General features: G+C 66.8%; 9 protein-coding genes. 2 read left to right on the top strand and 7 right to left on the bottom strand.

What is annotated here, in order from left to right:
• Positions 1–4: 4 nt before the first annotated feature.
• Entirely contained in the window at positions 5–2,017 is a 2,013-nt protein-coding gene (locus VJ897_RS07960; protein WP_324054876.1) for a hypothetical protein, read from the bottom strand.
• 1 nt (position 2,018) lies between these two features.
• Entirely contained in the window at positions 2,019–3,716 is a 1,698-nt protein-coding gene (locus VJ897_RS07955; protein WP_324054874.1) for a caspase family protein, read from the bottom strand.
• A 240-nt stretch (positions 3,717–3,956) separates the two neighbouring features.
• On the opposite strand from VJ897_RS07955, the gene VJ897_RS07950 reads away from it, so the two are divergent.
• Positions 3,957–5,267, top strand: coding sequence for a type VI secretion system protein TssA (locus VJ897_RS07950; protein WP_324054873.1), 1,311 nt, complete (start codon positions 3,957–3,959; stop codon positions 5,265–5,267).
• 84 nt (positions 5,268–5,351) lie between these two features.
• On the top strand, positions 5,352–6,695 hold the full coding sequence (locus VJ897_RS07945) for a glycosyltransferase family protein (protein WP_324054871.1): 1,344 nt from the start codon (positions 5,352–5,354) through the stop codon (positions 6,693–6,695).
• Between the two features lie 8 nt (positions 6,696–6,703).
• Here the strand turns inward: VJ897_RS07945 and VJ897_RS07940 are convergent, their stop codons facing one another.
• From VJ897_RS07940 to asnB, 5 genes are all read right to left on the bottom strand, one after another.
• Positions 6,704–7,471 carry a YdcF family protein gene (locus VJ897_RS07940; RefSeq protein WP_324054868.1) on the bottom strand — a complete coding sequence of 256 codons (768 nt, stop codon included), beginning with the start codon at positions 7,469–7,471 and terminating at the stop codon, positions 6,704–6,706.
• A 60-nt stretch (positions 7,472–7,531) separates the two neighbouring features.
• The gene (locus VJ897_RS07935) at positions 7,532–8,941 is read right to left on the bottom strand and encodes a mannose-1-phosphate guanylyltransferase/mannose-6-phosphate isomerase (RefSeq protein ID WP_324054867.1); all 1,410 of its coding nucleotides are present in this window, start codon (positions 8,939–8,941) and stop codon (positions 7,532–7,534) included.
• A gap of 148 nt (positions 8,942–9,089) precedes the next feature.
• On the bottom strand, positions 9,090–10,226 hold the full coding sequence (locus VJ897_RS07930) for a glycosyltransferase family 4 protein (RefSeq protein WP_324054866.1): 1,137 nt from the start codon (positions 10,224–10,226) through the stop codon (positions 9,090–9,092).
• Positions 10,223–11,293 (bottom strand): EpsG family protein, encoded by a 1,071-nt coding sequence (locus VJ897_RS07925; RefSeq protein ID WP_324054864.1) that lies wholly within the window; start codon positions 11,291–11,293, stop codon positions 10,223–10,225. Before VJ897_RS07925 ends, VJ897_RS07930 begins: the two co-directional genes overlap by 4 nt.
• The gene (gene asnB / locus VJ897_RS07920; RefSeq protein ID WP_324054862.1) at positions 11,290–13,254 is read right to left on the bottom strand and encodes an asparagine synthase (glutamine-hydrolyzing); all 1,965 of its coding nucleotides are present in this window, start codon (positions 13,252–13,254) and stop codon (positions 11,290–11,292) included. Before asnB ends, VJ897_RS07925 begins: the two co-directional genes overlap by 4 nt.
• Positions 13,255–13,257 lie beyond the last annotated feature (3 nt).

Here is a 13,257-nt window from a genome sequence, read left to right as displayed (position 1 = left end):
GAGCTTACCCCGCGGTCAGCATTTCGTCGACCAGGGCGCGGAAATCGTCAAGGCCTTCTGGTTCGCGGATAACCGCGACACGGCCCGAGGCACCGCGCATCTTGTTTTCGGCCCATTGCACGACGTAACCTGCGTCATGCCCGCGCAGGAAGGGGTTCGCGTTGATCACACCAGCGCCGAAAAGGGTCTTGAGGTCGGTATCAGGATCAGCCGCAAGCGCGGTATGCGCCCCATCCATGCCAAGGAAATGGGCCAGGTAGAGTCGCCCCGCGGTGATCGTGTGCCCCCGCGCGCGCAGGAAGGCGGCCCCCTCTGCGGCGAGGTGCTCGACCATCTCGCGGGACAGTGCCGGATCGATGCGCATCGCCAGCAGCTCGGCCCGGGTGTGCTGGGCGGTGAGGTCCGGGCGATAGACCCGCATCATACGCAACCAGGTGCTGTCGATGAACTGTCCCAGGCCCGTTGCGCTGGACAGCGGGTTCTTGGCGTCGGCCTGGCCAGCGGATTCCACCTGAATGATGCGGTCGACCAGGGTCGCGATTGCAGTATTGCCACTCAGCGCCCGCTCGGCGTCCGCGGCGCTACTGCGTCGCGCGGGCCGGGTGCCGTCGCCCGGGCCGTAGCAGGTTGGCGCGGCCTCGGGATCGGGCCGGTAGACATAGCAGCGCACACCGGCATTGGTGCTGTCGATCCCCACGAAGAGCACCCGGTCGAGCGCGCTCGCATCCTGGTCGCTGGTATTATCAAGAGGGGTCTGTGCCCCCAGGACCAGCGTCAAGCGGTCATCGGGGCCGGCCTTGGCATCCAGGTCATGGGCTTCGGACAACAGCATGATCAATTGGCCCACCAGGCGCGGCGGCAAGTTCTGGCGCAAGGCCGCACCATAGAGCGCGTCCATCAGTCGAGGATCGGGCTGGCGGGCGCTGCTGGCGGTAGTGGCCTGATCCCGGTCGTCCAGCAGTGCTGTCAGGTCGCGGTCAATCCAGGGGTCTGCGCCGGTGCTGATGGTGCTGTCCGCGCCGCTGCCGTCGTGGGCGGGCGCGCGCGTGCGGGCCAGCGCCCCGATATAGCGGTTCGGCGCGTAGAAGGCGGCCTGCACGAACCTGGGTTCCTCCGTTACGCCAGAGGCCGGTGTCAGCCAGCGGAGCGCCAGGATCTGATTCACGTCTAGCCTGGATAGTTTCAGCTGCGCCTGGGCGGCGTCGGCCACTGTGCGGGCTTCGGCGGCGGGCAGACCTTCGCGTTGAAGGACCTCCGCGGTGGGGGTGCTGCGGTCGATGCGCAAAACCGTTTCGCGGAACAGGGGCTTGCGGTTCTCCGGGGCGCGCAGACGCATGGCCTGGAAGCCGTCCCGCTTGGCCGCGCCCTGCGCCTGGCGCGCGGGGTCGGCATAATAGGCCACAAGTGCGTGGGCCTCGGCAACGTTGCGTGGCCGCGCCCTTGGCACGCCGCTTCCGGTCTCCATTTCGGCGGGGGTGTTCACCATACTCCGTCCGTCCGTGTTCCGGCGCTGGGCCTGGAAGATGGCGAAGTCTTCCTGGCTCGTGGGCAGGGCAACATTCAGACGTTCGCCTGCCGGGATCATGCTGTCGCGGATCACGAGGATGTCGCCCCTGCCACCGCGTGTATCGGGCAGGCCCGCCGGGCGCGGCACGCGATGAGGCAGGGCCGATTGCCCCGCCTTGCCTGAAGTGATCCGCAGCGGTTCCCCCGGCAGGTCGATGAACCGGGGCCGCTCCTGCTCCCACTCGGCGGGATCCGAGGGGGCGGTCTCGTCGCCTCGTGGGCCGGTTGCCGGGTTCGTCGGAGGCGCTTCCGTTGCGTCTGCGACGGTGCGAGGCTGGGACGGTTCGGTTTTCGTCCACCACCAGCCTGCGGCACCACCTCCGGAAAGCAGAACCAGGGTCAGGCAGAGCGTAACAAGCCGGCGCAGGCGCTTGCGTCGTTGACGCAGGCGGGCCATCTCGCGGGCCTGTCCGAAACGTGGATCGACGCGGCCATCTGCGGTCCCTGACATGTCACCGGAACCCCGAGCCTAGCGCCCGTTGCAGTCGGTCGCTGTCGGTGGATGTGCCGGAAGGTTGTGTCGGTGCCGGTGACGGGGCTGGCACCGAGGGTGCCGGTTGCCGGCTGGGTGATGCCGTTGGCGCCGGTGCGGGCGGCGGCGCGCAGACCTGGCCGCTCGCTTCCTTGACGCTGCGCCAGACCTCGGCCGTGGGCTCGCGCGCATTGAGGCTTTCACCGCTCTCACGCAGGTAGGCGGCCAACGCACGGCGCGAGCCGCCACCCCAGATGCCGTCGATCCCCGCGGTATAGCATCCCACGCGCTTGAGCTCCTCCTGGACAGCTACTGCAAGGTCGTCGGGGACCAGCCAGCTTTCGGTGATATCTTCGCCGAGCAGGTGCTCCAGGTCCGCCAGTGACCTTGGCGCCGGGCCGGGCGGGGCCGCGACACCCGACAGCCGCGAGATCGGCGCGTCGCCCGCGAGGCCGGATGGTCCTGCCGTATCTCCTGTATCACCCGAAAGCGCGATGGTGCCGGGATCATCCCCTGTCATGGGTGCCGGGGCCGACCCCGAGTCAGGGTCGTCTTGGACTTGCGGCGTTTCTTCTTCGAGGGGCTCGAAAACAAAGACGGGGCCGTCCTCGGCGGGTGCGTCCTGCTCCTGCGGTAGATCGACCGGGTTCTCTGTGGCATCAGCAGCATCTGGTGCGGTCCCGGCGTCCTGTTCCCGCAGTGGGTCGGTTGCATTCTCCCTGGCAACCGGCGGTTCCGGGTCCGGCGCGCCGTCCTGTCGCATCGCGATCTCTTCCCGCGTGATGTCAGCCCCCTGGCCGCGCCAGATTTCCAGCAGGAAATCCTGCTGTTCCTTCGGCATGCCCGCGAGCCGCTCGAAATCCCCTTCGTCTGGTCGGAAGGGGTTCAGGAAAACCGGTTGCGAAAGGGTCGAGATGCTCCAGGGTTCTTGGGCTGCGTCGGTGCGCGCTACTATGATCTCGCGCAGGTCGCCCACCACCCGGTCGATGGGTTGACCGGGGGCACCCAACCCGCTCACGAGCATTTGGGTGAAGCGGCTGTTTCGCCCGCCTGCGCGTTCTGGTGCCGTGCGTCCTGGTTGTGCGGCACTGGCGATATAGGTTTCGCGACCCGGCACGACGCGGCCAAACCCTGGGGTGATCCCGGGATCGGTGTCCTGAGGCATAGGGCGACTGGCATCCAGAAGCGCGATTGTCGGGCGGGTGCCCCTGCCAATCCGGTCAAGAACCCGCGCCAGCGGCACGGCCGCGCTGCGGGCGCCTGCGAGGTCCGTGAGCGGGATGTCGATGGGCAGCAGCTGGGTTTCACCCGCGATCTCTGCGCTGTGCCCCGAGAAGTAGAAGAGAACCGTCTCGACCTTCTCGGAAGAGTCCACGCGGGTCGCAAAACTGTCCAGCGCTGCCGAAAAGGTCGCTGCATCGCTGTTGAGCAGCAGTGTGACAGTGAAACCCAGCCCTTCGAGCGTTTCGGCCATGTCACGGGCGTCACGGGCGGCGCGGGGGACCTCGGTATCATAGGCGGCGTTGCCGACCACAAAGGCCAGCCGTGACGGCGCGTCCTGTGCATGCAGGGGCGAGGCAGTGGCCAGCGCGAAAATGACCACTGCGCATGACATTGCGACCCACCGGATGGCATGGCGGCGTGTCCCGGGGAAATGGCCAGTCTGCAGTCCGATCATGATCGGCGCCCTTTTCGATGGGTTGGGCTTGAAAGTAGCGCAGTTGACCCTGCGTGACGAGTCCTGCTGCACGCCAATCGTCCCGGACAGTGGTGGGGTTTGCCAGCCTTGCGGCGGGCTGCTAATTTCCGACCACTACCGCGGTTCGGTGTCGCGTTCGGGACGGTGCGCGGGGTGTTTCGTGGGTCTTGGGGTGGGATTGCGCCATCAGGCGGCCCGGGCAGCGGCAGGAGTCAGGCCATGAACATTGATGAATACCTTGCGCCGATCTCCGGGGAGGAGAGCTGCGGTCCCGACCTGTTCGAGAGTTACGACCCCGCCTTCGAGACCTACATGAACGACGCCGAGGCGCGTCTGCCGGAACGCTTTTTCGATACCGCAGGCATGCCGTCAGTCGAGGCCTCGAGCATCGATCCCTCGGCTGAATGGGCCCCGGTTGCGGCCTTGCTGGAACGCACGCGCGACCTGCGCCTTCTGGCCTACCACGCCCAGTTCTGCGCACTGGCGCAGGACCTTCCGGCCTTGGCCGATTGCCTGGACCTCATGGCCGGTTTTCTGGAGACCTTTCCCGAGGCCGTTCACCCACAGGTCGGCGACGACGTGATTGACCGTACCAATGCACTGGAATTGCTGGCGACACCTGCCACGATCCTGATGCCGTTGGAATTCGCCTCGCTGGTGCGCGACCGTCGCCAGCGCGATATCAGCTTTCGCCGGATTGCGGTTTCGCGCGGTGACCGAACCGCGCAGGGCAATGAGGCCGCAGAGGATGCCGAGGCTCTTCTGGGCGCCCTGCGATCGGCCGAGAACGCTGATGCTGTTGGGGAGGCTCACGCGCTCCTGAGCCGGATGAAGCAAGCCGTGTCGCGGATCGAGGCAATCTGTCTGACCCATGAGACGATGCCTTTCCGCCCCAACGTCGAAAGCCTGCACAACCGGCTGGACGACCTGATCGGCCTGCTGGTCGAGGCACGCCCCGATCTGGGCGAGGATGCCGAGGCCGCGGGTGAGGACGACGGAGCGAATGACGCAGCAGACGTCGGTGGCGATGAGAGCGACAGCGCGGAGACCCTGGCGGCCGCGCCCGCCACCGGTCGGATCGAGACCTCGGCGCAGGCGCGTGCCGCGCTGGATGCGCTCGAAACCTATTTCCGCACGCACGAGCCCTCGTCACCCAGTTTCGTGCTGGTGCGCCAGGCGCGCCAACTGGTGGGGCGGCCGCTGGTCGAGGCGCTCGAGCTTCTGGTCCCCGAGATGTCAGGCCGTGCGCGGATCGACTTCGGACAGGATACCGGTTTTCTGCTGACCATGGAGCGGATGCGGGCCCTTTCCGATGTCTCCACCCCCGAGGACCCTGAACCAGACGGCGAGATGCCCGATTATGCCGTGTCCAGCCGCAAGGAAGCCGGCAGCCTTATGAGCGCATTGGAAAGCTTCTATACCGCCAAGGAGCCCTCCAGCCCGATCCCGATCCTTCTGACGCGGGCGCGCGGATACCTCAACCAGAGCTTTACCGCGATCCTGGCCGAGTTCCTGCCGCTTGACAATTGATGCGATGACGCCGGTTTCTTGTGAACCCTGCTTCACACTATGTTATGGCCATCGCGCAGCACCGGCAGCCCTGCAGGAGGGAACATGGATTTACGGACATTGATGTCCTCGGGCCGGCTCGTCCGCAAGGCTACACCGGGCAAGGTGCGGTTCTGCCTGGACCCGGACACGGCTTCGATCATCCATGCTATCCCGTCATTGCCATTGGGCGCGGGGGGCCGCGCGGCACTGGCGCAAGGCTACGCCGACCTTGTGGCCAGGTGGCGTCCGGACATCCTGTGCGAGATCGGGTCGACCGACGAGACCGTTGTTGCGGCGGATGCCTTGCCTGCTGGCCTGACAGTCCAACGCCACGAGACCGTCGATCAGGCCGCGTCGGTGCTTCCGGGTCGGACCGACGCCGTGGCCTGCCTGCGGCTTTGCGGCACCGCGGACCCGGCCGAAGCGCTGCGGCGCAATCCTGCCCTGCTTGCGCGGTCCAGGGCGCTGCTGCTCGACATGGGTGATGCGGCGCGCGACGGTACGATCCCGGAGTCGATGTCGGCCCTGAGAGCGACCGGCCTGACCCCAGTGGTGCGGGATCGATACGACGGTGACTCCGCTTTCAACGTTTTGTTCATACGGGATACCTGGTCCGGCGATATGGGTCCGGCCGAGCTGGACCGACTTTTCGCCAAGGCGGGTGCGCGCCGGACCGCGCGACCAGGAACATCCACCGGACCGCGATATCCGGATGCGGGGCTGCCGGTCGTGGTGCCAGTTTTCGAGAACCCCACCTTTGCGCGGATGATGGTCGCTCAGTTGCTGGACCATGGGTTCAGTGACATCATAGTGGCCGATAACGCCTCGCGCTCGCCCGATATGCTGGCCTGCCTCGAGGACCTCGCCCCCAGGGCCCATGTCGAAAGGCTGGAGCAGAACATGGGCCCGCGCAAGACGTTGAAGTCGGCCCGGATCAGGGCGCTTTTGCCGCGTTATTTCGCCGTGACCGATCCCGATATCGGCTTCAACCCGGCATTGCCCGCCGAATTTGTCGCTGTTCTGAAGGCTGCTCTTTCGACTTTCGATGTCGGCAAGGCTGGTTTCGCGCTGGACATCTCTGATCGAGAAGCACTGGTCGATACCAGGTTCCAGATGAAAGCAAAGACCTATCATATCTGGGAACACGAGCGGAATTTCTGGTCCGACTTTGCCGGCGAGACCGGCGGGGGCGACCCGGTATTCCGTGCTGGTCTCGATACGACCTTCGCGGTCTACGACAGAAAACGGTTCGGCAAGCGCCATTTCCTGGAGGCCGTGCGCCTTGGCGGGCGCTTCACCGCGCAGCACTTGCCGTGGCTGAGGGCTATCCAGCTCGATCCGGAGGAGTTGGAACGGTATCAGCAGGTTCAGAAGTACTCCCACTACCAGGCGCAGGCGGGGGCTTGAGTCCGGCCTTAATCGGTCAAGCCGAGGACCAGCCGCCCAATCTGTTCCCGCAGGGCCGAGCGTAGCTGCCCCATGTTTCCATGGGGGTTCCAGCCCATGGCGTCGCGCCATGTGCTGGTGCGGAAATCCACCGGGTAGGGCGTCGGTTCCGGCCAGCCCGCGGCCGTGAAGGCCGCCATGGCGCGCGGCATGTGAAATCCCGACGTGACCAGCACCCAGCGGGCCTGCGGCTTTGGCGCGACGCGGTTCAGTGACAGGCGGGCGTTCTCGGCGGTGTTGCGGGCGCGGCTTTCGACGATCAGGCGATCTTCGGCGATGCCCAGGCCGATCAGGATCTCGGCGCTGATCTCGGCCTCGCTCCGTTCACCGGGGGCTGCGCGCCCGCCGGTCACCAGCAACGGTGCTCGCGGAAATCGGCGTGCCAGAAGCGCGGCCGCGATCACGCGGTCCGCGGCCTCGTTCAACTCGGGGCGGCCGCGCTGGGCGCTGACGGCCAGGCGCTCGGCCCCGCCGAGAAGGATGATGCCGTCCACCTGCGCCAGCGGCGGCTCAACCGGGTATTGCGCCTCGCGTGCGGCGATGACAGGCCATCCCAGCGGTAGGGTCGAGATGACCAGCAAGCCGACCAGAAGCGCCATGGTCACGCGCCGGGCGGCAACCGGGCGGCCTCGCCAGAGCAGCGCCAGGATCAGGACAAGCCCGAGGATGATCCAGATCATTGGCGAGACGGCGAGCCCGGCCAGCTTGCGCAGCACGAACAGGATGTCATCGGTCATCGCCTTCCCCCGGTCGGGTGCCTTGCGCCCATCATGCGCGATGGGATTTGCGGGTCAGCCTCAGTCACGGCTGTAAACGTCCTCGTGGCGAATGATGTCATCCTCGCCCAGGTAGGCGCCGGTCTGCACCTCGATCAGGGTCAGGCCCATCTTTCCGGGATTGGCGAGCCGATGCACCGACCCCTGTGGCACGTAGACGGACTGGTTCTCGTGGACCACCTGAACCGTCTCGCCCACGGTCACCTCGGCACTGCCCTCGACGATGATCCAGTGTTCGGCGCGATGCACGTGGCTTTGCAGCGACAGCCGCCCGCCGGGGTGCACGAAGATGCGTTTGACCTGAAAGCGCTCGCCGAGGGCGAGGCTCTCGAACCAGCCCCAGGGCCGGTGGTCGCGCCGAAATGTATCCGCTTGCGGCGCCCGGCGCTCGCGCAGGGCCTCGACCACCTTCTTGACGTCCTGTGTGCGGTCGCGATCGGCAACAAGAACCGCATCGGCCATCGAGACGGCCACGATATTGTCCAATCCCAGGCCCACGAGCGCCTGGCCCTCACCCTCGCTCCAGAGCAGGCTGTCGCGGCAGTCGATCGCCGTCACGTTCCCCGAGGCGACAAGACCGTTCTCGTCGGCCCGGGTGATCCGCACCGCCTCCCAATCGCCCAGGTCGGTCCAGGCCGCCGGGAAAGGCACGACCATGAGACTCTCGGATTTTTCCATGATTGCGTAGTCGATGCTGACCTTGCGGGTTTCGCCCCATGCCTGCGCACCCGGCCTCAGGAACCCCAGGTCAGGCCGGGCGGCATCAAGCGCTGCCTGCACAGGCGCCACCAGGTCCGGCGCATGCTTTGCAAAGGCATCCAGCACCGTGCCGACCCGCATCAGGAATATCCCCGCGTTCCAGAGATACCGACCGGTTCCCAGCATTTCCTCGGCCCGGGCCTGGTCGGGTTTCTCGACAAAACGGAGCAGGGGCCGGGCCTTGGTACCGGTAACCGGCTCGGCCAGTTCCAGGTAGCCATATCCCGTTTCGGGCCGGTCTGGGGCGATGCCGAAGGTCACGATCCGGCCCTCTTGTGCCGATGCCGCGCCCGCTTCGACGGCAGTGCGGAACGCCGCCGCGTCCGGGATGGCGTGATCCGAGGGTGCGACTAGCAAGAGCCTGTCGGGGTCCTCGGCCATGGCCAGAGCCGCCAGAAGGATCGCAGCAGCGGTATCGCGCCCCTCGGGTTCCACGAAGACTTGGTCGGGCAGAACGCCGACCTCGCCCAGCTGCTCGGTGACGATGAAGCGGAAATCCTCGGAGGTTACGACGACCGGGCGCCCCATGTCGGCGCCCGAGAACCGCAGAACGGTGTCCTGAAACAGGGACCTGTCGCCGTCGAAGGCCGCGAACTGCTTGGGGTAGCTTTTGCGGGACAGCGGCCAAAGCCGGGTGCCCGAACCGCCTGCCAGGATAACGGGAGTGATCATGGCGTTACCTCCGGGAATGCGCGCATCGCGCGGTTGGGGCCTGCCCGTGCGGACAAGGGACCTGACATGGGCGTCTTAGATGATGACCGCGCGGCAGGCATTCGTCGCCGACCCCCGCGCCGGTCGGATCGAGGCAGTGTGCCAGGGGTCATTGGTGCCCCCCAAGCTGCTGCACCACCTCGCGGTAGGTGGCGATCACGAGGTCCTGGTCGAATTGGCGCTCGATCCGGGCGCGGCCGGCCAGGCCCATGGCCGCCCGTGAATCGGAGGGCAGGGCGATGAAGCGGGCACAGGCCTCGGCCAGGCTGGCGCCATCGCGCGCCCTGCACAAAAGCCCGGTTTGACCTTCCACCAGCGCCTCGCGGCAACCGGGAACATCGGTGGCGATCACCGGGCGGGCCATGGCGGCGGCCTCAAGCAGGGTTCGCGGCATGCCCTCTCGGTAGGACGGGAGGACGACACAATCGGCCCGCGCGATATGGGGGCGCACGTCCGGGGCGGTGCCCGAATAGTCGATCACGCCCTCGTCCTGCCAGGCGTGGACCGTCTCGGGCGGGATCGCGCTCCGGTTCTCGGCCCCGAGTGGCCCCAGCAACCGGAAAACCGCCCTCGGATGGCGCGCACGGATGGTTCGCGCGGCGGTGACGAATTCTTCGACTCCCTTGTCACGCAGCACCCGCGCGATCATAAGGAAAACTGGCTCATCGGCGGCATGGCTAGGCATCGGTTCGGGCGCAAAGGCCGAGGTGTCGATGCCGGAACCGGGCAGAACACGGGCCTGGCCAGCGGTCACCAGGCCGAGACGTAGGAACAGGTCGCAGTCGTCCTGGTTCTGGAAGAACACGACCGGGGCCCGGGCGAAGGCATGACGATAGAGCGCCTCGACCAACCGCTGCAATCGCCGCCCCGACAGGAAGGCGGTGCCAAGCCCCGTCACGTTTGGAACGACGGGAATGCCGCGGGCGCGCGCAGCAAGGGCGCCGAAGATGTTGTTCTTGATGGTATAGCCCAGCACCGCGTCGGGCCTGTCCTGACCCATGCGCCGCCACAGCCGCCAAAGCAGGGCAAGATTGCGCAGCGGCGACACGCCCTTGTTGTCCATCGGCAGGTCTACGACCCGGCAGCCCATCTCTTCCAGCGTGTCGGCCGACTCGTCGCGCGGGGCAAGCACTGTCAGCCGGTGCCCGTCGTCCAGCAGGGCGGCGACCAGACCGCGCCGGAAATTCACCAGGTTCCAGGCGGCGTTCACGGTCATCAGCAGATGCATGGGTGCGGGCCGTGTCATCCCAGCCAGACCCGATAGGGCAACCAGGCCCGCGAGAAGTTGCCGAAGAACAGCCAGACGAAGAGGATAAGCGCGCTGTAGGCCAGGACCATCAGGACGATGGACTGGTTCATGCGGTTGTATCGGCCCATAAGGTCGGGCAGGTGAGAAAACGCAAAGAGCTGCAGCGGGATCATGTAAAGCGCTATGCGGTCCAGGGCCGTGCTTGCCCCGGTCGTGAAATAACCGACGAAAAGCCCCACCGAAATCAGCGCGAACAATCGCCAGACCTTGTATTCCGCAGGTGCGATGCGGAGTCGCTTGCGATAGTAGAGGAACAGCAAGGCCGGAACCACGTTCATCGTCAGCCGGATCAGCGCCCCGGTCGAGACCAGGTTGGCCCCGATATAGTTCTCGACCAGCCGCGCCGTCGAGTCGGCCAGCACCACCTGGTAGCCTATTGAACCGATTATCCCGACCAGCAGTATGATGAGCCAGCGATTGCGCGTGGCCGTAAGGGCCACTGTTGGCAGCAGGATGATGGCGCTCTTGTGAAAGAGGGCGGCGATCAATGTCCAGAAGATGAAAGACATCGCCCTCTGTCGGCCGAGCGCGACGAGCCCGAGCATCACAAGGCCGATAGCGACAGACTGGCGCGTGTAGCCCATGCTGACGACGACGACGAGGTAGGGCACCGCCACGGTGAAGGCCAGCCATGGCCGCGGCATGCTGCGGCAGAAGGCGACAAGCCCGACAGTGAAGAGCAACCCCGAGACGGCATTGACCAGGACCATGTTCAAGCCCGTGAGCAGGCCGAGTTCATTAAGGAGCCGATAGCCGGGATCGTCCTGGAATATGGTCTCGGCGAGAGACATGGAGCGTGCCTCGTCGAGATATGTGAAATAGGCCCCCCAATCGCCGCCGACCCGGTAGCGCAAGCCGATCATCAGCGTCAGCGCGATGATGACAAGCAGCCAGGCCCCGTCGAACCGGTTGAAGCGTGTCCCGTCCCGGCGCACCCGGCGCGTGGGCGGGCTGCTCATCGCGATCAAGGCTGGAACCAGGAACAGGGTCCAATAGGGGATCATGCGGGTCTCTCGGCGGTCGCGTCATGGTCGAGCCATGCCAGCAGCATCAGCACGGTCCAGAGTTTCTGCCCCTGGTTGTTTCGCCGCGCAAGATGGCCGGTCCAGGCCTCGTCGATCATCTGCGGGTTGAGACCGGCCCGGTCCAGAAGGTCCGAGCGCGTCAGCAAGCCCTCGGCCCAGTCCCGCAGCCCCTCGCGCAGCCAGCGGTCCAGGGGCACGGCGAAACCCTGCTTGGGCCGGTCGATGAGCGCGGCGGGCAGGTGTCTTTCCAGGATGGTGCGCAGCGCGACCTTGCCCCTGCCCCGCGCGACGCGGTCCTCGGGGGGCAGTGCCCAGGCCGCCGCGATCACCTGCGGGTCCAGAAAGGGCGCGCGTGTTTCAAGCGATGTGGCCATGGCCGCGCGGTCTACCTTGGTCAGGATGTCACCGGGAAGATAACCCAGGCTGTCCTGCGCCATCAGCCATTCGGTGCCCGTCAGCCGTTCCAGCGCTGCGGGTAGCCGCAGGTCGGCGACGGCGTGGTCCGGCGGGGCCGTCATGAATGCGCCCGGGTCCATTATCCCGCGTGTCAGATGGGCGTAAATGTCCGGCATCCCGTCGGCCTTGGCGACCAATTCGCCCAGCCGGCCAAGCTTGTCGAGCAGCGTGACGGGCATGCGCGCCCGAGCCGCCAACCGGTGCAGGGCCGCGTGGCGCGCGGCTGCTCCTTCCAGCCCGGCCAGAGCGCGGCCCAGCGGGCGGCGCAGCGCCATGGGCAACGGCGCCAGCAGACGCCATAGCTTCGGCCCGAGGATGTGGCGGTTGTAGCCACCGAAGACTTCGTCCGCCCCGTCACCGGTGAGCGCCACGGTGACCTGCTTCCGGGCCGCGCGGCACAGCAGGGCCGTTGGAATCTGCGAACTGTCGGCGAAGGGTTCATCGTAGATGCGCGCCAGGTCGGGGATGACGTCCAGTGCCTCGGTCTCGTCCAGCCGGAATTCCGTATGCGCGGTGCCCAGGTGGCGGGCGACGGCAGCTGCGTGTGGTGTCTCGTCGAAACGCGCATCGGTGAAGCCGACGGAGAAAGTTTCGACCGGCGTGGCGCGCCCCGTCTGCATGAGGGCGGCGACTAGCGAACTGTCGATGCCGCCGGACAGGAAACAGCCCAATGGCACGTCGGCAATCATCTGGTCCTGGATTGCGTGGTGAAGAACGTCTTCCAGGTTCCTTGACCGCGCGGCGGCATCCGCCATGGCTGGAGCGGCCATGCCGCGCGCGGCCAGTGTCACGAAATCCTCGCTCGTTTCGGTGCCAGGATCGGTGCCGGCCCGCAGGGTCAGCACCCGGCCCGGGGGCAGCTTGGCGATGCCGGCGTGGATGCTCATTCCGTCGGGCACGTAGCCGCGCGCCAGATAGGCCGCCACCGCCGCAGGGTCGGTCCCCGTGGGGCAGCCGGGCAGGGCGCGCAGGCCATGCAACTCCGAGGCGGCGGCCCAGGTGCCACCGATCGCACCGTAGTAGAGCGGCTTTTCCCCCATGCGATCCCGGGCGAGGTGCAGCGTACGCGCCTCGCGGTCCCACAAGGCCAGGGCGAACATGCCGTGACAGGCGCGCAGTGAATCGACCAGGCCGCGCGCGGCGACCAGCGCCAGAAGCGTCTCTGTGTCGGACTGCCCGCGCCAGTCGGGAGCATCACCGGCATGGTCCAGGTCGGCGCGCAACGCGGGATGGTTGTAGATCTCGCCGTTGAAGGCAATCACGAAACGGCCACAGGCCGAGTGCATCGGCTGTGCCCCCGCCTCGGACAAGTCTAGGATCGACAGCCGCCGGTGGCCCAGTGCGATCCCCGCTGCGTCGTCGCGCCAGTGCCCTTCCGCGTCGGGGCCGCGATGGCGGATGGCGTCCGTCATGCCCTGCAGGGTGTACGGGGCCGGAACCGGTCCGCCGGGCTGCTGCGCCATCACCGCCACGAAACCGCACATCCG

The organism is Salibaculum sp. (assembly GCF_035270045.1).
Classification (GTDB): domain Bacteria; phylum Pseudomonadota; class Alphaproteobacteria; order Rhodobacterales; family Rhodobacteraceae; genus Salibaculum.
The sequence above is the reverse complement of the archived record's forward strand: the minus strand, read 5'-3'. Positions and strand labels throughout refer to the sequence as shown.